General features: G+C 64.2%; 17 protein-coding genes. 10 read left to right on the forward strand and 7 right to left on the reverse strand.

Features of this window, described 5'->3' with window-relative positions:
- Positions 1–33: 33 nt before the first annotated feature.
- Complete coding sequence (locus HBH1_RS18680) at positions 34–1,176, reverse strand: GNAT family N-acetyltransferase (protein WP_199181624.1); 1,143 nt, start codon at positions 1,174–1,176, stop codon at positions 34–36.
- 125 nt (positions 1,177–1,301) lie between these two features.
- On the opposite strand from HBH1_RS18680, the gene HBH1_RS18685 reads away from it, so the two are divergent.
- The 4 genes from HBH1_RS18685 (at position 1,302) to HBH1_RS18700 (ending at position 6,161) form a co-directional block, all read left to right on the forward strand.
- Positions 1,302–3,359 (forward strand): NAD(+) synthase, encoded by a 2,058-nt coding sequence (locus tag HBH1_RS18685; protein ID WP_102663944.1) that lies wholly within the window; start codon positions 1,302–1,304, stop codon positions 3,357–3,359.
- Positions 3,360–3,538: 179 nt separating this feature from the next.
- Positions 3,539–3,877 (forward strand): P-II family nitrogen regulator, encoded by a 339-nt coding sequence (locus HBH1_RS18690; protein ID WP_006463535.1) that lies wholly within the window; start codon positions 3,539–3,541, stop codon positions 3,875–3,877.
- A gap of 267 nt (positions 3,878–4,144) precedes the next feature.
- A complete protein-coding gene (gene adh, locus HBH1_RS18695) occupies positions 4,145–5,665 on the forward strand; it encodes an aldehyde dehydrogenase (protein ID WP_102663945.1) in 1,521 nt (506 codons plus the stop codon).
- Positions 5,666–5,780: 115 nt separating this feature from the next.
- Positions 5,781–6,161, forward strand: coding sequence for a DUF779 domain-containing protein (locus tag HBH1_RS18700; RefSeq protein ID WP_006463533.1), 381 nt, complete (start codon positions 5,781–5,783; stop codon positions 6,159–6,161).
- Here the strand turns inward: HBH1_RS18700 and HBH1_RS18705 are convergent.
- Positions 6,142–8,178, reverse strand: a complete 2,037-nt coding sequence (locus HBH1_RS18705) for a sigma-54-dependent Fis family transcriptional regulator (protein WP_102663947.1) — start codon at positions 8,176–8,178, stop codon at positions 6,142–6,144. The genes HBH1_RS18700 and HBH1_RS18705 overlap by 20 nt on opposite strands.
- A gap of 208 nt (positions 8,179–8,386) precedes the next feature.
- On the opposite strand from HBH1_RS18705, the gene HBH1_RS18710 reads away from it, so the two are divergent.
- Together HBH1_RS18710 and HBH1_RS18715 are read left to right on the forward strand one after the other, a co-directional pair.
- On the forward strand, positions 8,387–9,694 hold the full coding sequence (locus HBH1_RS18710; RefSeq protein WP_102663948.1) for a PA0069 family radical SAM protein: 1,308 nt from the start codon (positions 8,387–8,389) through the stop codon (positions 9,692–9,694).
- A gap of 65 nt (positions 9,695–9,759) precedes the next feature.
- Entirely contained in the window at positions 9,760–11,070 is a 1,311-nt protein-coding gene (locus HBH1_RS18715; RefSeq protein ID WP_102663949.1) for a leucine-rich repeat-containing protein kinase family protein, read from the forward strand.
- On the opposite strand, the gene HBH1_RS18720 is transcribed toward HBH1_RS18715, so the two are convergent.
- The 3 genes from HBH1_RS18720 to trxB form a co-directional block, all read right to left on the reverse strand.
- On the reverse strand, positions 11,067–11,720 hold the full coding sequence (locus tag HBH1_RS18720) for a Smr/MutS family protein (protein ID WP_039875406.1): 654 nt from the start codon (positions 11,718–11,720) through the stop codon (positions 11,067–11,069). The genes HBH1_RS18715 and HBH1_RS18720 overlap by 4 nt on opposite strands.
- An 85-nt stretch (positions 11,721–11,805) precedes the next feature.
- Positions 11,806–12,120, reverse strand: coding sequence for an I78 family peptidase inhibitor (locus tag HBH1_RS18725; RefSeq protein WP_006463528.1), 315 nt, complete (start codon positions 12,118–12,120; stop codon positions 11,806–11,808).
- A gap of 145 nt (positions 12,121–12,265) precedes the next feature.
- A complete protein-coding gene (gene trxB / locus HBH1_RS18730; RefSeq protein ID WP_006463527.1) occupies positions 12,266–13,219 on the reverse strand; it encodes a thioredoxin-disulfide reductase in 954 nt (317 codons plus the stop codon).
- Positions 13,220–13,705: 486 nt separating this feature from the next.
- On the opposite strand from trxB, the gene HBH1_RS18735 reads away from it, so the two are divergent.
- Together HBH1_RS18735 and lolA are read left to right on the forward strand one after the other, a co-directional pair.
- A complete protein-coding gene (locus tag HBH1_RS18735) occupies positions 13,706–16,045 on the forward strand; it encodes a DNA translocase FtsK (protein ID WP_039875405.1) in 2,340 nt (779 codons plus the stop codon).
- A 110-nt stretch (positions 16,046–16,155) separates the two neighbouring features.
- Complete coding sequence (gene lolA / locus HBH1_RS18740; RefSeq protein WP_102663950.1) at positions 16,156–16,881, forward strand: outer membrane lipoprotein chaperone LolA; 726 nt, start codon at positions 16,156–16,158, stop codon at positions 16,879–16,881.
- 71 nt (positions 16,882–16,952) lie between these two features.
- On the opposite strand, the gene fdxA is transcribed toward lolA, so the two are convergent.
- Positions 16,953–17,291, reverse strand: a complete 339-nt coding sequence (gene fdxA, locus HBH1_RS18745) for a ferredoxin FdxA (RefSeq protein ID WP_077238545.1) — start codon at positions 17,289–17,291, stop codon at positions 16,953–16,955.
- Positions 17,292–17,550: 259 nt separating this feature from the next.
- Here fdxA and HBH1_RS18750 point away from each other — a divergent pair, with 259 nt between their 5' ends.
- A complete protein-coding gene (locus HBH1_RS18750) occupies positions 17,551–18,855 on the forward strand; it encodes a replication-associated recombination protein A (RefSeq protein WP_006463523.1) in 1,305 nt (434 codons plus the stop codon).
- Between the two features lie 21 nt (positions 18,856–18,876).
- On the opposite strand, the gene HBH1_RS18755 is transcribed toward HBH1_RS18750, so the two are convergent.
- Positions 18,877–19,515: an alanyl-tRNA editing protein gene (locus HBH1_RS18755; RefSeq protein ID WP_102663951.1), complete on the reverse strand. Its 639-nt coding sequence runs from the start codon at positions 19,513–19,515 to the stop codon at positions 18,877–18,879.
- A gap of 93 nt (positions 19,516–19,608) precedes the next feature.
- Between HBH1_RS18755 and HBH1_RS18760 the strand changes: the two genes are divergently transcribed.
- Positions 19,609–20,553, forward strand: a complete 945-nt coding sequence (locus HBH1_RS18760) for a LysR family transcriptional regulator (protein ID WP_102663952.1) — start codon at positions 19,609–19,611, stop codon at positions 20,551–20,553.
- Positions 20,554–20,571: the final 18 nt, after the last annotated feature.

Consider the following 20,571-nt stretch of genomic DNA (forward strand, 5'->3'; position numbering starts at 1 on the left):
AGCATTGCTGCGGGCCGGTTTTTTTACGCTGCCTCAGCGGGGCGGATCGCGGAAGGGATTGCGCTCGTTGAGCTCGTTGATATACCCATCGATGCCGCCGACTTCGCGGGCCAGGAAGTGCTCCACCGCATCGTAGAACCCCGGATGCGCCAGCCAGTGTGCCGACCAGGTCTTCTGCGGCAGGAAGCCGCGCGCCATCTTGTGCTCGCCCTGGGCGCCGCCTTCGAACCAGCGGATCTTTTCGGCGATGCAGAATTCCAGCGGCTGGTAGTAGGCGGTCTCGAAGTGCAGGCAGGGGACGTGTTCCAGCGCGCCCCAGTAGCGACCGTAGAGGGTGTCACCGTCATGCACGGTGAGCGAGGAGGCGATGGGCTGGCCATCGCGCAGGGCCAGGGTCAGCAGCAGGTGCTCTGGCATGGTGGCGCCAATGCGGCGGAAGAAATCCAGGTTCAGGTAGGGCGTCGAATAATGCGCCGCATAGGTGTGGCGATAGCAGCGGTTGAAGAATCGCCAGTGGGCCTCGGTGATCTCGCTGCCCCGCAGCCAGGTGAATTGCACGCCCTGTTCGGCCACCTTGCGCCGCTCGGCCAGGATGTTCTTGCGCTTCTTGCGATCCAGGGTATCGACGAACTCGGCAAAGCTGCCATAGCCTTCGTTGTGCCAGTGGAACTGCACGCCGCTGCGTAGCAGGAAACCGGCATCGGCGAGCTGTTCCGCCTGCTCCGGGGGCGGGTAGAGGATGTGTGTGGACGAGTGTTCGCCCTCCTGCTGCAGCGCCTGCAAGGCCGCCAGCAGTGCGGCGCGGGCCGTCTCGTCGACTGCCATCAGCCGCGCCCCGCGCACCGGCGTGAAGGGGATGGCGGCCAGCAGCTTGGGATAGTATTCCACCCCGTGGCGCTGGTAGGCCTCGGCCCAGGCCCAATCGAAGACGTATTCGCCATAGGAGTGGAACTTGCGATACAGGGGCAAGGCCGCCACCAGGGCTTGGTCCTGCCACAGCGTCAGGTAATGCGGCTCCCAGCCGGTGTCGGCACTGGCCGCGCCGCTCTCGTGCAGCGCATGCAGGAAAGCGTAGCTGAGGAAGGGGTTGCCTTCGGCCTGGGCGGCCACCAGTGCGTCCCAGCGGCCGGGGCCGATCTCGGCCAGAGAAGAAACGATTCGCGTGCGATAATCCATGGACTGCGAGTGACCTGCATAAGAAGGCGCGGCCCACGGCCCCGCTCGAACAGGCATTCTACGCAAAACCGACAGAACGCGTCGCCATCGCGGCGACCCGCACAGAGCAAGAAAGTCCGCACGATATGACTAGCCCATTCTTCAATCTCTATAGCCACGGTTTCGCCCGCGTCGCTGTGGCGGTGCCGGACTGCAAGGTGGCCGATCCGGTCTACAATGCCCGGCGCACCATCGCCCTGGCCGAGCAGGCCGCCGCCGGTGGCGCGGTGCTGGTGGCCTTCCCCGAACTGGGATTGTCGGCCTATAGCTGCGAAGACCTGTTCCAGCAGCGTGCCTTGCTGGACGCCGCGCAGGATGCCCTGCAGCGCGTGCTGGAAGCCTCCTTGCGCATCCCTGCTGCCCTGATCGTGGGTATGCCGCTGAAGGTCGAACACCAACTCTATAACTGCGCGGTGGTGGTCAGCGCCGGCCACATCATGGGTGTGGTCCCCAAGAGCTACCTGCCCAACTACAGCGAATTCTACGAAGCGCGCCAGTTCAGCAGCGCCGATTGCGCCGTCACCCGCCGCACCCGTCTGCTGGGCCAGGACGTGGATTTCGGCAGTCACCTGCTGTTCGAGATCAGCAATATCCCCGACCTGCGCTTCCATGTCGAAATCTGCGAAGACGTCTGGGTGCCGATCCCGCCGTCCTCCTTTGCGGCCCTGGCTGGCGCCACCGTGCTGGTGAACCTGTCGGCGTCCAATATCGTGGTCGGCAAGTCGGGTTACCGTCACCAGCTGGTGTCGCAGCAATCGGCGCGCTGCCTGGCGGCCTACCTGTATTCCTCGGCCGGCGATGGTGAATCGACCACCGACCTGGCCTGGGACGGCCAGGCGCTGATCTGCGAGAACGGCGAACTGCTGGCCGAGTCCGAGCGCTTCACCCAGGGTGGCCACGTCATCTATGCCGATGTGGATCTGGAGCGTCTCTCGCGCGAGCGTTTCCACCAGACCACCTTCGGCCAGTCGGTGCGCCGCCATGCGGACGAAGTGCGCCGCTTCGAGGTGGTGTCGTTCGATGTCCAGCTGCCGCAGGACCGCCCGCTGCCGCTGCAACGCCGGGTGGCGCGTTTCCCCTATGTGCCGGCCAACGCCGAGCAGCGCGAACTGCGCTGCCGCGAGGTCTACAACATCCAGGTCATGGCGCTGGTGCAGCGCCTGTCTTCGTCGGGCCTGAAGAAGGTGGTCATCGGCGTCTCCGGCGGCCTGGATTCCACCCATGCCCTGCTGGTCTGCGCCAAGGCCATGGACAAGCTGGGTCTGCCGCGTACCAACATCCTGGCCTATACCATGCCCGGTTTCGCCACCAGCAGTCGTACCCTGGTGCAGGCGCATCAGTTGATGACGCAAGTCGGTTGCTCGGCGCAGGAAATCGATATCCGCCCCAGCTGCGAACAGATGTTGAAGGATCTCGGCCATCCCTATTCGCGAGGCGAGCCGGTCTACGACATCACCTTCGAGAACGTGCAGGCCGGGGAGCGTACCAATCACCTGTTCCGCCTGGCCAACCACCATGGCGCCATCGTCATCGGCACCGGCGACCTGTCGGAACTGGCGCTGGGCTGGTGCACCTACGGCGTGGGTGACCACATGTCGCACTACAACGTCAACGCCAGCGTCCCCAAGACCCTCATCACCCATCTGGTGCGCTGGGTGGCCGAGTCCGGCTCGCTGGAACTGAAGCAGCCGGAAGTGCTGATCCACATCCTGGAAACCGAGATCAGCCCGGAACTGGTGCCGGGCGCCTCCGATGGCGAACCCGGTCAGCGCACCCAGGACTTCATCGGTCCCTACGAATTGCAGGACTTCAACCTCTACTACATCCTGCGCTACGGCTTCACGCCGGCCAAGGTGGCCTTCCTGGCGCACAGCGCCTGGCATGACCGCGATGCCGGTCATTGGCCGGACGGCCTGCATGGCGCCCACAACCAGTACAGCTTGCCGCAGATCAAGAAAAACCTGGGCATCTTCGTCTATCGCTTCTTCAAGACCAGCCAGTTCAAGCGTTCCTGCGTACCCAATGCGCCCAAGGTCGGCACTGGCGGCTCGCTCTCGCCGCGCGGCGACTGGCGCGCCCCCAGCGATGGCGAGGCCACGGTATGGCTGCAGGACCTGGAGCGGATTCCGGATCTGGAGGGCTGAAACCGGCTTTTTGGGGGCCGACTTGCGCAGGGTGGTTGAAAGCTGCGCGAGCCTGATTGACAATGTACAAGTGGGCAGGGGGCCACGTCCCTGTTCCTAAAAGAACAACATCGCAGCACCCGCTATTCAACAGATCGCAACTGATCGTTTCTTTACGACATACCAAGAGAGGAATTGCCATGAAACAAGTGACCGCCATCATCAAACCGTTCAAGCTGGACGAGGTGCGTGAATCCCTCGCCGAAGTCGGCGTCACGGGCCTGACGGTCACCGAAGTGAAGGGCTTCGGTCGTCAGAAGGGGCATACCGAGCTGTATCGCGGTGCCGAATACGTGGTCGATTTCCTGCCCAAGGTCAAGATCGAGGTGGTGGTCGATGACAAGGTGGTGGAGCAGGCGGTGGATGCCATCATCAAGGCTGCCCGCACCGGCAAGATCGGCGATGGCAAGATCTTCGTGCAGGAAGTGGAACAGGTGATCCGTATCCGTACCGGCGAGACCGGTCCCGATGCCGTCTGAGCAGGTTCCGCTCTCCCCGAAACCGGCCGCTGGCCGGTTTTTTTACGTCCATTGCAGCCGGAAAGCTGTTGCAGTCTGTTGCGACGTGGCGTGACGGATTGCGTCAGTCTGACACAGCGTGACAGCGCCCCACCGGTGGTACAGGCCGCTGGGCCGCCTGGGACCGGCCTCTGGCGGCTGGCATGCGATTTGCGCCTCAGGAGGTCGAACGCCCGCCGCGGCCATCGATGCGTGCGGGATTTCAACCATCACCATAACGGAGACGACATGAACCTGGCAGACATCAGCAAACTCGGCGTACGTGACCCTTTCAAGCAACGTTACGACAATTTCATCGGTGGCAAATTCGTCCCGCCGGTCAAAGGGGAATACTTCGAGAACATCAGCCCGGTGATCGGACGCGCCTTCTGTGAAGTGGCTCGTTCCAGCGCCGAGGACGTGGAGCTGGCGCTGGACGCCGCCCATGCCGCCAAGAAGAGCTGGGGCAAGACCTCGCCCACCGATCGTGCCAACCTGCTGTTGAAGATCGCCGACCGCATGGAAGCCAATCTGGAGCTGCTGGCCACCGCCGAGACCCTGGACAACGGCAAGCCCATCCGTGAAACCATGGCCGCCGACATCCCGCTGGCGATCGATCACTTCCGCTACTTCGCCGCTGCCGTGCGCACCCAGGAAGGCAGTATCGGCACCATCGACAACGACACCTACGCCTATCACTTCCATGAGCCGCTGGGCGTGGTCGGTCAGATCATTCCCTGGAACTTCCCCATCCTGATGGCCGTGTGGAAGCTGGCCCCGGCCCTGGCTGCCGGCAATTGCGTGGTGTTGAAGCCGGCCGAACAGACCCCGGCCTCCATCATGGTGCTGATCGAACTGATCGCCGACCTGATCCCGCCGGGCGTGGTCAACATCGTGCAGGGCTTCGGCGTGGAAGCCGGCAAGCCGCTGGCCTCCAACAAGCGCATCGCCAAGATCGCCTTCACCGGCGAGACCACCACCGGTCGCCTGATCATGCAATACGCCTCGCAGAACCTGATCCCGGTGACCCTGGAGCTGGGCGGCAAGTCGCCCAACATCTTCTTCGCCGACGTGCTGGACAAGGATGACGACTTCTTCGACAAGGCCCTGGAAGGCTTCGCCATGTTCGCGCTGAACCAGGGTGAGGTCTGCACCTGCCCCTCGCGCGTGCTGGTGCAGGAATCGATCTATGAGCGCTTCATCGAGCGCGCCTTGAAGCGCGTGGCTGCCATCAAGCAGGGCAACCCGCTGGACAAGAGCACCATGATCGGTGCGCAAGCCTCGCAGGAGCAGCTGGAAAAGATCCTGTCCTACATCGACATCGGCAAGCAGGAAGGCGCCAAGGTGCTGGCCGGCGGCGGTCGTGAAGCACTGGGCGGTGACCTGGCCTCGGGTTACTACGTCAAGCCGACGGTGTTCGAGGGCAACAACAAGATGCGCATCTTCCAGGAAGAAATCTTCGGCCCGGTGGTCTCGGTGACCACCTTCAAGGATGAGGAAGAAGCCCTGGCCATCGCCAACGACACCCTCTACGGCCTGGGTGCCGGCCTGTGGACCCGTGATGGCACCCGTGCCTTCCGCATGGGTCGCGAGATCCAGGCCGGGCGCGTGTGGACCAACTGCTATCACCTGTATCCGGCGCATGCGGCCTTCGGTGGCTACAAGCAATCCGGCATCGGTCGTGAAAACCACAAGATGATGCTGGACCACTACCAGCAGACCAAGAACCTGCTGGTCAGCTACAGCCCCAAGGCGCTGGGCTTCTTCTGATCGGGTTCCGATCCTTCGTTTGTCTCCTTGGCTCCTTGCAGCAAGGCAGCTTGGGCGCCGGTCCGTTCTCCCACGGCCGGCGCCTTTTTTATGTGGACTTTCCAGGAGCATGCCGATGAGCGCCTTACCCCGGGTTACTGCCACCGACGCCACGGTGGCACTGCTGCGCCAGTTGAAGACACGCCATGGCGCCTTGATCTTTTTCCAGTCCGGCGGCTGCTGCGATGGCAGCGCGCCAATGTGCTACCCCGAAGGAGACTTCACCTTGGGCGACACCGATGTGTACCTGGGGGAGATCGACGGCGTGCCGTTCTACATCGGCGCCGACCAGTTCGAGTACTGGAAGCACACGCAGTTGATCATTGACGTGGTCAATGGTAACGGTGGCATGTTCTCGCTGGAGAACGGCAGCGGCAAGCGCTTCCTGACGCGCTCGCGGCTGTTTTCCGATGAAGAATATGACGCTCTGGAACCGCTCAGTGCCCGCGTGACTTGAAGCGACGATACAGCGTATTGCGCGACACACCGAGCGCCTTGGCGGCGGCGCTGACATTGCCGTCATGCGTGCGCAGTGCGCGTTCGATGGCGGCCCATTCCGTGTCCTGCATGGAAAGTGGCGGAGAGGGTGGTTCGTCGTCAACGCTGGCCAGCGGGGAGCTGGCCGCCGCGTCTTCGAGGAAGTCGTCCGGCAGGTGCTGCAGGCCGATGGCCGCTTCGCCCTCGGCCATGGCCAGCGCGGTGCGGACCAGGTTGGACAATTGCCGCAGGTTGCCCGGCCAGCGGCTGGCCTGCAGCAGCGCCAGGGCCTGGGCATCGAAGCGCGGCGCCTGCGGGCCGCCTTCTTCCTGCAGGATGCGTTCGATCAGGCAATCCAGATCGCTGCGTTCGCGCAGGGCCGGCAGCCTGACCTGCAAGCCATTGATGCGGTAGTACAGGTCTTCGCGGAAGGCATGACGTGCCGCCATCTCGCGCAGCGGCTGGTTGGTGGCGCACACCAGTGCGAACTCCACCGGGATCACACGCTGGCTGCCCAGCGGCGTGACGGTGCGCTCCTGCAGTACCCGCAACAAACGACCCTGTAGGGCCAATGGCATGTCGCCGATTTCATCGAGGAACAGCGTGCCCCCCTGGGCTTGCGCGATCTTGCCGATGGCACCCTTGCGGCGGGCGCCGGTGAAGGCGCCGTCTTCATAGCCGAACAGTTCGGCTTCGATCAGGTTTTCCGGAATGGCCGAGCAGTTGACCGCCACGAAGGGCGCCGTCATCCCCCGGCTTTGGGCCCTACGCGAACAGGCGCTGGCGCGGTGGATGGCCTGCGCCAGCCACTCCTTGCCGGTGCCGGTCTCACCGGTGATCAAGACCGGGATGGCGCGGTCGATCACCCGGCGCAGCTTGCCGATGATGTCGCTCATGCGGGCGTCGCCGGACTCCAGCGCCTGCAGGTCGGGCAGGTTCGCCAGTCCGCGCGCGGCCGGTGGCTGGTGGTGCGGGGCAGAGGCGGGTGATGACGCAGCTGCCGATGCGATTGCCGCCACTTCGAGTTCGGGCGCCTCGATGACCGCTTCACGGGCGTTCTGGAAATGCTGGTCGCGTAGCCGCAACTCGGCGCGACCGTGGATGCGGATGCCATTGTGCAGGCACAGTTCCAGCAGGCTGGGCGCGGCCTTGCGGTGCTGCTCGAACAGCAGCGACAGTGGTACCCCGAACAGCGAGGCAAAGGTGTGCGACTGCAGCACCGCCAGCGTCAGGCCGAGCTGGAACTGCGCACTGCGGTTGGCCGCCAGGAAACGTCCGCCCGGCGTGAAGCTGACGATGCCCTCCACCAGCGTGCCCACGAATTCGGCGCGGCTGTGGAAGTGCAGGGTGATGCAATCGGGAAAGCTGCCCGCCAGCAGGTGGTTTTCTATCATCTGCGCCGACATGCGCACCAGGGCCATGGTGTGCTTGTGGAAGCTGCCGCACTCGCCCGACACGTCCAGCACCCCCAGCACCTTGCCGCGATGGTCGAAGATGGGGGCCGCCGAGCAGGTCAGGAAGCGGTTGGCGTCCAGGTAGTGCTGCTGGGCGTGGACCGTGGTCGGTTTCTGTTCGAACAACGCCGTGCCGATGGCATTGGTGCCGCGCAACTGCTCCGACCAGCGCCCGCCGGGACCGAGCGCCACGCGGTCGGCCTTGGCCAGGAAATCGCGGTCGCCGAGGGTATGGATGATGGTGCCTTCGGCGTCCGAGAGGATCACCATGCTGTGGGTATTGCGAATCTGGTCGTAGAGCGTTTCCATCACCGGCCGGGCATGGCCGGACAGGGATTGGCTGGCCTCCAGCGTCTGCGCCAGGTCGGCACGCGAGAGCTGTTCCAGATCGGGACGCTGGCTGCGGGTGATGCCATAGGAAGAACTGCGCTGGTGCGAGCGTGCGATGGTCTGCAGGTCCGGCTCGCCGTCGGCCGTGGTCTGCACCAGGGGCGCCGCGCCCAGCAATGCACCGGCGCCGGGCCGGTTTGCCTGGTATTGCATCCTTGTCTCCTTGGACCTTTGCGGTCCTTATGCCCTGTCTTCGTGGCTGCCCGGTGTTCTATTTCTTATGTTTCGGGAAGCCTGGGGTGAACAAGCATACCCGATTAATACGGCAGCGGGCTAAATTGAAACAGGGTTTGCAGGCGGCCGGAAGTGTGGGCAAAATACTGTTCATATATACAGTATTGTTCAGCTAAATCAGCTAGTTATGGCTTCCTTCCCCAAATTCCCGCAGGGCATTGCCCGGCCGTTTCCTGACCAGCCGGCGCCATCGTCCTCGGATGACGACGATGCGACCATCACACCGGCTGCCTTCATCCATCGCCAGCAGGTGGCCCAAAAGGGCCGGGGTGCGGTCACCAACCTGCGCGGGCGCTACGAATCGGTGAACCGCGAGGAGTTCGATGATGGCTGGCAGCCTCTGCAATTTGCCGGTGACGGTCCAACGACCGGTGAAGAGGTCGTTGGCACAGAACAGGCCCATACCACCGATCCTGGCGATCAGGACGCCGAACCGCCGCGCCTGAAGACCATCGTCACGGAAGAGACGGCCAAGTCCATCATCAGCCGCAATGCCTCGCCCGACCTGCCGTTCTCGCTGTCCCTGAATCCTTATCGGGGCTGCGAGCACGGCTGCATCTACTGTTTTGCCCGACCCTCGCACAGCTACCTGGGCCTCTCGCCGGGGCTGGACTTCGAAAGCCGGCTGGTGGCCAAGACCAATGCCCCGGAGCTATTGCTGCGCGAGCTGGCCCGGCCGTCCTACCAGCCTGACACCATCACGGTGGGCATCAATACCGACGCCTACCAGCCCATCGAGCGCGAGCGCCAGTTGACCCGCCGCATCCTGCAGATCCTGCACGATTGCGAAAACCCGGTGGCCCTGATTACCAAGTCGTCCCTGATCGAGCGTGACATCGACCTGCTGGCGGCGATGGCAGCCAAGCGCCAGGCCATTGCCGCTGTCACCATCACCACGCTGGACCCGGTCATCGCCCGCACCCTGGAACCCCGGGCGGCCAGTCCGGCGCGGCGCCTGCGGGTGATCCGTACGCTCGCCGAGGCGGGTATTCCGGTGAGCGTATCGATTGCGCCGGTGATTCCCTTCGTCACCGAGCCGGACCTGGAGCGGGTCATGGAAGCGGCCGTGGAAGCCGGTGCTGGCCAGGCCGGCTATATCGTGCTGCGCCTGCCATGGGAAGTCAGCCCCTTGTTCAGGCAGTGGCTGCAGGCGCACTTCCCGGACCGGGCGGCACGGGTGATGAACCGCATCCAGGACATGCGGGGCGGCAAGGATTACGACGCCGATTTCGCCACCCGCATGCGCGGCACCGGTGTCTGGGCCGAGCTCCTGCAGCAGCGCTTCGACAAGGCCAGCCGCCGGCTGGGCATCGACCATCGCAACCGCGCCTTCGCCACGCTGGATGCCAGCCGTTTCCGGCGGCCGCTGCTGGTGCCGCCGGCCCGGGGCGGGCAGGGCAAGCGGACCAAGAATGATCAGCTTGATCTGTTCTGAACTGAAGCCTTCTGAAGGGGCTTGGCTGGTACACTGCGCGCTTTGATCGAATCAGGCTTTTTTGCATGCATACCCTGGAACAATTGCGCAGTGGCGAGTTGGCCGGCGTGACGCGGCTTTCGCTGTCTTGCGGCCTGCGTGAATTCCCGCCGGAGATTTTCACCCTGGCCGATACGCTGGAAATCCTCGATCTGAGCGGCAACCAGCTCAGCGCCTTGCCGGACGAGCTGCCACGCCTGACGCGGCTGCGCATCGTCTTCTGTTCCGACAATCTGTTCACCGAATTGCCGGCTGTCCTCGGCCGTTGCCCGTCGTTGGAGATGATCGGTTTCAAGGCCAACCAGATCGCAACGGTGTCGGCCGACTCCCTGCCGCCCTCGTTACGCTGGCTGGTACTGACCGACAATCGCATCGAAGCACTGCCGGCCAGCATCGGCCGTTGCCGGCCCCTGCAAAAGCTGATGCTGGCCGGTAACCGCCTGCGTGCCTTGCCGCCGGAACTGGCAGCCTGCCGCAATCTGGAACTGCTGCGCCTGGCCGCCAATGTGCTGGAAGAATTCCCGCACTGGCTGCTGACCTTGCCGCGACTGAGCTGGCTGGCCATGGCCGGCAACCCCTGGTGCGCGCCGGTGGAAGAACGGGCCGATGGCCTGGCGCAGGTGGCGGACATTGCCTGGGACGATCTGCAGCTGCAGGACAAGCTGGGCGAGGGTGCCTCCGGGGTGATCCACGCCGCCCGCTGGCAGGTGGCCGGTACGGCACAGCCGGTGGCGGTCAAGCTCTTCAAGGGCGCCGTCACCAGCGATGGCTTGCCGGAACGCGAAATGGCCGCCTGCATCATGGCAGGCCGGCATCGCGGGCTGATCCCGGTGCTGGGCCGCCTGCAGGGGCAACCGCAGGGCGTGGCGGGATTGGTGATGCCGCTGATCGATCCGGACTATGCCAACCTGGCCGGGCCGCCCAGCCTGCAGTCCTGCACCCGCGACGTGTATCCCGAAGCGATGGCGCTGCCGTGGTCCCAGGCGCTGGCGATTGCGCGCGATATCGCTTCGGCGGCGGCGCACCTGCATGCCCAGGGCATCGTCCATGGCGACCTGTATGCCCACAATATCCTGCATCGTTCCGGTGCGGCATTGCTGGGCGACTTCGGTGCGGCCTGGTTCTACGATACCGCCCAGCCCCACGCCTGGGGCGTGCAGGCCATGGAGGTGCGGGCTTACGGTTGTCTGCTGGAAGAGTTGCTGGCACACAGCCAGCCGGCCGATGAAAAGGGACGGGCGGTGCTGGCCGGATTGCGGCAGGCCTGCCTGTCGGCGGATGCGGCGTCGCGCCCGCATTTCGAGGCCATCGTGGCCATGCTCGACGAACTTGCCTAGCTGCGCTCGCTGGACTTGAGCAGCACCACCAGCGCACCGGCCCCGCCATCGGCCGCGCGGGCCTGGCAGAAGGCCATCACTTCATCTTTTTGCGCGAGCCAGTTGCGTACCTTGTGCTTGAGCACGGGCTCCTTGTTGACCGAGCCCAGTCCCTTGCCGTGGATGATACGCACGCAGCGCAGGCCGCGCCGGCGTGACTGGCGCAGGAATTCGCCCAGTGCTTCACGCGCCTGGTCGCGGCGATAACCGTGCAGGTCGAGCTGGGCCTGGATCACCCAGTTGCCGCGCCGCAGCTTGCCGAGCACATCGGCACCCACGCCAGGGCGGGCGAAACTGAGGTTCTCGTCGCTGTCCATCAGGGTTTCGATGGTGAATTCGTCGGAGAGCGACTCCAGCAGCGCCGCCTGTTCATCGGCGATGTGCTGGCGTGGAATGGGCAAGGGGGGATCGGGCAGGTGAAGGGTCTTGTCGACCACCCGCTGATGCAGCGGCGCCACCTGGCCGATGCTGTGGCGGAACAGATTGGCCTCCTCGCGGGCGGCCGCTTCCTGACGCTGGCGCTCGGCCAAGGCCAGCGCGCGCGCTTTTTCCTGTTCCTGCAGATCGCGGCGCAATCCCTTGAGCGCCGAGAAGTCCTTCATTGTCGCCATGACAGCACCCAACCCTGTAGCCTACGTTTGCCTGAGCTGGCAACTTTAGCAGAAGTGCAGTCGCTCGACAGCGCGATCGCAGGCCTCAGCCGCAGGCGACCTTGATGATGACCTTGCCGGGATCGATGTAGAGGTTGAGGCGGCGCGGATTGAATTCCATCGTGACCACGTCGTCAGGCTTGAGCACGCGGACCTCGGCAGCGCCCGATTCGGCCTGGGCCTGGCGTTCCAGGTAGCCGCTCAGGTTCTCGCCGATCAGGTGATCGGCACGGGAGGCATCGCACTGGCCGGGGCCGGCAGCGGCGTCGGCGCTTTCGCGCGAGGCACTGCAAGCAGCCAGTACGGCGCCCAGGGTCAGCGAGGCAAACACGGTAGTGACGGCAGCAGAGGAGCGTGGCACGGTGCTTTCCTTGTTGAAATGAGGGGAAGGGCGCTTTTGTTGTCTTTAGAATAAGCTTAATGTAAACAAAAAACGCCGGGACGAATACTCGTCACCGGCGTTTTGATGCTTTGTTGCGCTACGAGTTCTCGCAGCGCAGCATTTTTTATTCCAGCCCTTCCAGATAGCGCTGGGCATCCAGTGCCGCCATGCAACCCGTTCCTGCGCTGGTGATGGCCTGGCGGTAGATGTGGTCCTGCACGTCGCCGGCGGCGAACACGCCTTCGATGCTGGTTGCCGTGGCGAAACCCTCGGTCCCGGTGCGGGTCTTGAGGTAGCCGTTCTGCATGTCGAGCTGGCCGTCGAAGATGCCGGTATTGGGCTTGTGGCCGATGGCGATGAACAGGCCGTGGACCGGGATCTCGGTGATGGCACCGTCCTGGGTGGACTTGATCTTGATACCGGTCACGCCGCTGTCGTCGCCAACTACTTCGTCAAGGGTGGAATGCCACTGGATGGCGATCTTGCCCTCGGTGACCTTGTGCAGCAGGCGGTCGATCAGGATGGGCTCGGCGCGGAACTTGTCGCGACGGTGGATGATGGTGACCTTGCTGGCGATGTTGGAGAGGTACAGCGCCTCTTCCACGGCCGTATTGCCGCCGCCGACCACGGCCACTTCACGGCCACGGTAGAAGAAGCCGTCGCAGGTGGCACAGGCCGACACACCACGGCCCATGAAGGCTTGTTCCGAGGGCAGGCCGAGGTACTGGGCCGAGGCGCCGGTGGCGATGATCAGGGCGTCGGCGGTGTATTCACCGTTGTCGCCGATCAGGCGGAAAGGGCGTTCGGACAGCTTGGTGGTGTGGATGTGATCGAAAATGATCTCGGTATTGAAGCGCTCGGCGTGCTGCAGCAGGCGCTGCATCAGTTCCGGACCTTGCACGCCCAGCGGATCACCGGGCCAGTTCTCGACATCGGTGGTGGTCATCAACTGGCCGCCCTGTTCCACGCCGGTGATCAGCACCGGGTTCAGGTTGGCGCGCGCGGCATAGACGGCGGCGCTGTAACCGGCGGGGCCGGAGCCGAGAATCAGGACCTTGGCATGTTTGGGCGTGCTCATAAGCTACTCATCAAATGTTGTGGGATCGCCTCTGCAACTTGAGGCGACTCCCGGGATTTCAATTCCCGACCGTCGCTGACAACGGGGCGGGCAGGGCAAGCGGATCAGCTGGCGGGCACCGAAGTTTGCGGATTGCCGCGCTGCAAAACGGGTAAGATTATAGTCCAAGCCCTCATCCACGCTCATGGAATTACGCTATCCCGGCGATAGGGCGGCAGTGGGTCGGATGCAGACGGGCGCCGCATCAGCGTCCACCCAGCCTGTCTCGCTCCTTCACGGGCAGGGCAACAGAAGTGCAGTATCGGGATCAGGAAAGAACGCCGGACAGCATGGAAAGCACCCGAGCGAGCAATTGAGCATCAGGAAAGCAGAACGATAGCGGCAAAAGCCGGTCAGTGAGCCGTTGGCGGTGCTGCCTGGCGCAAATCCGCGAAGCGCCAATTCAATGCCGTTACAATGACGGCTGGTTTTTTTTGCACGGAAGTTATGTCGAAGACGAGTCAAGCCCACATCCGCAATACCAAGGCGCCGGCGCCTCCCATGCCCAGTCGCCTGGTGCGGTTGCTATCGGAGGCACGCTGGCTGGCGCTGGCGGCCTTGCTGCTCTACCTGGTACTGATCCTGCTGACCTATTCCAAGACCGACCCCGGCTGGTCGGTGGCCAGTTCGGTGCCGCGCGTGGGTAACTGGGGCGGCCGGGTGGGCGCCTGGATGGCCGACCTGATGCTCTATATCTTTGGCCTGTCGGCCTGGTGGTGGTGCGTGCTGGTGGCGCGTTCGGTGTGGACCGGCTATCGCCGCCTGTCCAACCGTTTCCTGGTGGAGCAGCCGGTCGAGCCGGAGCACCAGCAGGAACCGCTGATCCGCGCCGTCGGCTTCGTCTTCATGCTCACCGGCAGCATGGGTATCGAATTCACCCGCATGCACCGTTTTACTCCCAAGCTGCCGCATTCCTCCGGCGGCGTGCTGGGCGAGATGATCGGTGCCGGCATGCAGCCGACCTTCGGCTTTACCGGTTCGACGTTGCTGCTGTTGCTGCTGTTCGGGCTGGGGTTCTCGCTGCTGTTCCAGGTGTCCTGGCTGGCAGCGGTGGAGCGCATCGGCGGCCTGATCGAGGACGGCCTGTTCTGGGTGCGCGATTTCTTCGCCGCCCGCGCCGACCGTCGCGCCGGCCAGGAAGCCGCCGTCAAGCGCGAGGAAACCGTGGTTCAGGAGCGCGCCAAGATCGTCGAGGCACCCCCGATCCGCATCGAACCGCAGATCGTGGAAGTGCAGAAGTCGGACCGCGTGCAGAAGGAAAAGCAGACTAGCCTGTTCGACGACCTCAACAGCGAACTGCCGCCGCTGTCGCTGCTGGATGAAGCGCCGCCATCGCAGCAGACGGTGTCGGTGGAGACCCTGGAATTCACCAGCCGGCTGATCGAGAAAAAGCTTTCCGACTTCGGCGTCGAGGTCAAGGTGGTGGCCGCCTATCCCGGCCCGGTGATCACCCGCTACGAGATCGAACCGGCCACCGGCGTCAAGGGCAGCCAGATCGTCAACCTGGCGCGCGACCTGGCGCGCTCGCTGTCGCTGACCTCGATCCGCGTGGTGGAAGTCATCCAGGGCAAGAATTACATGGGCCTGGAGTTGCCCAACCCCAAGCGCCAGATCGTGCGCCTGACCGAAATCCTCGGCTCCAAGGTCTACAACGACAGCCATTCCAGCCTCACCGTGGCGCTGGGCAAGGACATCGCCGGCAACCCCGTGGTGGCCGACCTGGCCAAGATGCCCCACCTGCTGGTGGCCGGTACCACCGGTTCGGGCAAGTCGGTCGGCATCAACGCCACCATCCTGTCGCTGCTGTACAAGTCCTCGCCACGCCAGGTGCGCCTGATCCTGATCGACCCCAAGATGCTGGAATTGTCGATCTACGAAGGCATCCCGCACCTGCTGGCGCCGGTGGTGACCGACATGCGCCAGGCCGGCCACGCCCTGAACTGGGCGGTGGAAGAGATGGAGCGCCGCTACAAGAAGATGTCCAAGCTGGGCGTGCGCAACCTGGCTGGCTACAACCAGAAGATCGCGGACGCCGACAAGCGCGGCGAGAAGATCCCCAACCCCTTCAGCCTCACCCCGGATGCACCGGAACCGCTGGAGCAGCTGGAAACCATCGTCATCATCATCGACGAACTGGCCGACCTGATGATGGTGGTGGGCAAGAAGGTCGAGGAACTGATCGCCCGCATCGCCCAGAAGGCGCGCGCCGCAGGCATCCACCTGATCCTGGCGACCCAGCGGCCCTCGGTGGACGTGATCACCGGCCTGATCAAGGCCAACGTGCCGACCCGCATCGCCTTCCAGGTGTCGTCCAAGATCGATTCCCGCACCATCCTCGACCAGATGGGTGCCGAGACCCTGCTGGGCATGGGCGACATGCTCTACAACCCGCCTGGCACCGGCCTGCCGGTGCGGGTACACGGCGCCTTTGTCTCCGACGATGAAGTGCACCGGGTGGTGGAACACCTGAAATCCCAGGGGGAACCGAATTACATCGAGGGCATCCTAGAGGGAGGCGTGCTGGAAGACGCCGACGGCGGTGGCAGTGGTGCCGCAGCCGGCGCCGGTGGCGGCGAAGGCGACGAGATGTACGACCAGGCCGTGGCCGTGGTCCTCAAGCATCGCCGGGCCTCGATCTCGCTGGTGCAGCGTCATCTGCGCATCGGTTACAACCGCGCTGCGCGCCTGCTGGAACAGATGGAGCAGAGCGGACTGGTATCCACCATGCAATCCAACGGCAACCGTGAAATCCTGGTGCCGGCGGGTGCCGCGGATGCAGCCGAATAGGAAGCCCGCATCGTCATCCTCGCGGACGTCTTCCACCACGCCCTGAAGGCCGGCCACTTTCGCGCCGGCCGCCACCTCCGGGTGGATCAATCAAGAAGGAATCGAACAACATGGACAATTCCAGAACCGCTTTGCGCTCGCGTACCGCGCAAGCCCGCACCCTCAACATCAACCTCAAGCTGCGCCGCATGGTCATGGCTGCCGGCCTCTCGGCACTGGCCGTGGCCGGCGCCATCGCCATCACCGCGCTCACGCCGGGTCGTGCTTCGGCCGCCGCGCTGGACCAGTTCAAGCAATTCGTCAGCAGCACGCAATCGGCCAAGGGCAGCTTCACCCAGCGCATGGTGCGCAACGAAAACGGCACATCCAAGGTGGTCAATACCTCCAGCGGCAGCTTCGTGTTTTCGCGCCCGGGCAAGTTCATCTGGACCTACCAGAAACCCTATGAGCAGGTGATCCAGGCCGATGGAGAAAAACTCTTCATCTACGACAAGGACCTGAACCAGGTCACCACCAAGAAGCTGGGCAATGCGCTGGGTTCTTCCCCGGCCGCGATCCTGTTCGGCAGCAATGACCTGGAAAAGAACTTCACCTTGAAGGAAGCCGGCAACAAGGATGGCCTGGAATGGCTGCAAGCCACCCCCAAGAGCCGTGACACCACCTTCGACAACATCGGTATCGGCCTGAGGAATGGCACGCCGGTGGCGATGGAATTGCATGATTCCTTCGGCCAAGTGTCGGTGCTGACTTTCGACAGCTTCGAGAAGAACCCTTCGCTGAAGGGCAACAGCTTCAATTTCGTGGTCCCCAAGGGCGCGGACGTGTTCGACAACTGACCCCGCCGCGCTCCAAAGCAACAGCCCCGCAAGCGCGAGCCTGCGGGGCTGTTTGATGTGAAGAGGGCAGATCAGGCCGGCGGCATCTGCAGCAGCGGCAGCTTGTCGGTCCGGTCCTTCCATTGCGCATGTTCCGGCAGGGGCGCCTTGGCCTGGGTGATGGGCTTCCAGCCGGCTTGCCTGGCCAGCTTGGCGTTGAGGTCCTCAAAGTGCGCCAGCGCCGCCGGCAGGTCAGTGGCGTTGTAGATGGCCCCGACCGGGCATTCCGGTACGCACATGGAACAATCGATGCAGCCGTCCGGATCGATGACCAGGAAGTTTGGCCCTTCCATGAAACAGTCCATGGGGCAGACGCTGACGCAATCGGTGTACTTGCACTGGATACAGGAATCGGTGACGACGAAGGGCATGGCAACTCGGGGTGGGCAGTCAAAAGGGCAGGCGGCATTGTAACGCTTGCGCCCGATGCCTGCTGCCCTCTGCCGGCCCTCTGCCCGCCATCTGCCCTCATCGTCCCGCTGCTGCGTTAGACTACGGCCTTTGGCGAATGCGCCTTGCAATCCGGCGCCGCGCCCGCATCCTGAAAGAACATGAAACCGATTTTCGAGACCGCCCCGATGCGCTCGCCATCGCCGGACCACGCAAGCAGTCTGGCCGGGGAGCACCCGCATGGCTGACCTGTTTGCACAAGAACCCGCCGCGCCGCTGGCCGAAGCCCTGCGTCCCAAGACGCTGGACGAGGTCATCGGCCAGTCGCACCTGCTGGGCGAAGGCAAGCCCTTGCGCCTGGCGTTCCAGTCGGGCAAGCCGCATTCCATGATCTTCTGGGGGCCGCCGGGGGTGGGCAAGACCACGCTGGCGCGCCTGACGGCAACGGCCTTCCAGTGCGAATTCATCGCCTTGTCGGCGGTGTTCTCGGGGGTCAAGGATATTCGCGCGGCGATGGAGCAGGCCGAGCAGAACCTGGCCATGGGCAAGCACACCATCCTGTTTGTGGATGAAATCCATCGCTTCAACAAGTCGCAGCAGGATGCGCTGCTACCCTACGCCGAGAGCGGCCTGGTGACCTTCATCGGTGCCACCACCGAGAATCCCTCCTTCGAGGTCAACTCGGCGCTGCTGTCGCGGGCGCAGGTGTATGTGCTCAAGTCCCTGAGTGACGACGAACTGCGGCTCCTGCTCAAGCGCGCCCAGGAAAAGGCGCTGGGCGAGCTGCACTTCGACGAGCAGGCCACCGATACCATCATCGGCTACGCCGACGGCGATGCACGTCGCTTCCTGAACCTGCTGGAGCAGACCGAAACCGCTGCCCGCACCACTGGCACGGTGCTGGTGACGGCCGATTTCCTGCAGAATGCGCTGACCCTGAACAGCCGCCGTTTCGACAAGGGCGGTGACAATTTCTATGACCAGATTTCAGCCCTGCACAAGTCGGTGCGCGGTTCCCACCCGGACGCGGCGCTCTACTGGCTGACCCGCATGCTGGACGGCGGCGCCGATCCGCGCTACCTGTCGCGCCGCATCGTGCGCATGGCCTGGGAGGACATCGGCCTGGCCGACCCCCGTGCCATGCAGATCGCCAACGACGCCGCGCTGACCTTCGAACGTCTGGGGAGTCCCGAGGGCGAACTGGCGCTGGGCCAGGCGGTGATCTACCTGGCCGTGGCGGCCAAGAGCAACGCCGGCTACAACGCCTACAACGCCGCCCGCGCCTTCGTGAAGCAGGACAAGAGCCGCGAGGTGCCGGTGCACCTGCGCAATGCGCCGACCAAGCTGATGAAGGAACTGGGCTACGGACATGAATACCGTTATGCCCATGACGAACCCAATGCCTATGCGGCCGGGGAGACCTATCTGCCGGATGGCATCGATGAGCCGGGCTGGTATCAGCCGGTGCCGCGTGGGCTGGAGATCAAGATCGGCGAGAAGCTGGCGACCCTGCGCAAGTGGGATGAGGAAGCCGGTAACGACTGAGTGCGGCCGTAGAAGACGGCCTTAGATCACCACATCGTAGCGGATCGAGGCCTCCCCCTTTTTCACTCGTACCGACTGGATGGCGATCCTGCCGATCTCGCCCAGTGACGCCACATGCGTGCCGCCGCAGGGATAGGCAGGCAGGGCGCCAAAGCCGACCTGGCGGCGGCCACCTTCGCTGGAGAGCGCGCAGGCCAGGTCGTCGGCAATGAGGGCATTGCAGCGGCGTTCGATGTCTGCCGCTTCCAGTTCCTGCACGCCGGCGTCGGGGGCGCCGACGCCGACGACACGACCTTCCCCGGGCCAGTGATGAGCCTTGGTGGCGCGCCAACCCAGTTGCGCCATCACATAGCCAATGACATGCCCACCGGAATGCAGGCGCGCATGCAACTGGCGTGGCTGTGCGTCCACTCTGGCGCGGATCGGGCCGGCTGCAACGGCCGCGCTGGTGTAGTGGATGATCTCGTCGCCCTCACTCACGACCTTCGTTACCTCGACTTCGCCGAGCCAGCCGACATCGCTGGGCTGGCCGCCGCCTTGCGGATGAAACGGCGTGGCCGCCAGGTGGACGGCGTATTGACCATCTTCCAGGGGAGTGCAGCGCAATACTTCGGTATCGGCTTCCAGTGCCGGCTGGGTCAGGTAGAGGCGGTCGGTCACGGCTGGCCTTTCGATAGATCAGGGAGGGACAGGAATTGTATCGCTCGGACGAAGTTGCGATAATCCATTGCTATTGCAAATAATCTTTGCCCCATGAGCACAAATCAAAGCATCGCCCTGCTCAACGAAATGGCCGTCTTTGCCAAGGTGGTGGAGACCGGCAGTTTCTCGGAAGCGGCACGCCAGCTGGGCGCGACGCCCTCGGCTGTCAGCCGGGCCATTGCACGCCTGGAAAAGGCACTCGGCACGCAGTTGCTGCAACGAACCACCCGCAAGCTGCGGCTGAGCGAAAGCGGGCGTGATATCCACCAGCGTTGCCGGGAAATGCTGGACGCCGCGCAATCGGTGCTGGCCGTCTCCGGTGGCTTTGATGCCGCGCCGCAGGGGCAGGTCAGGGTGAGCGTGCCCAAGGCGGTCGGGCATTACCTGGTACATCCGCATGTGCCGGATTTCCTTGCCGCCCATCCCAGGGTGGACGTCCTGTTGAGGCTGGAAGACCGCTACATGGATCTGATCGACGAGGAGGTGGACCTGGCCATCCGTATCACCGACCAGCCGCCGCCGGGCCTGATGGGGCGCAGGTTGACGCGCATCGAGCACCTGCTGTGCGCCACGCCGGAGTACCTGGCGCAGCACGGCACGCCTCAGCATCCACAGGGACTCAAGACACATTCCTGCATCTATCTCGGCGAGGCGCCCGGGGACGCGTGCTGGCGCTTCCGCCGGCAGGGCGAACGGGTCACGGTCGAGGTGCGGGGGCGCTATGCGGCCAACCATACCGGGGTGCGACTGGATGCAGTGCTGCGCCATCTCGGTATCGGCAGCCTGCCGTATTTCGTCGCCCGGGAGGCGCTGGCGCAGGGGCGTATCGTCCAGGTCCTGCCGCAATGGAGTTTCAGGACGCACTATTGCGGCGATCTGTGGGCGCTCTATCCGGCGACCCGCCATCTGCCGCCCCGGCTGGGGGCTTTCGTCAACTTCCTGGCAGAAAGGCTGGCCCGGGAGCCAACCATGACCGATACCGGCGGACCTGGCTGATCCGTGCCGGCCATGCCT

It is taken from the genome of Herbaspirillum sp. BH-1 (assembly GCF_002870055.1).
Lineage (GTDB): Bacteria > Pseudomonadota > Gammaproteobacteria > Burkholderiales > Burkholderiaceae_D > Herbaspirillum > Herbaspirillum frisingense.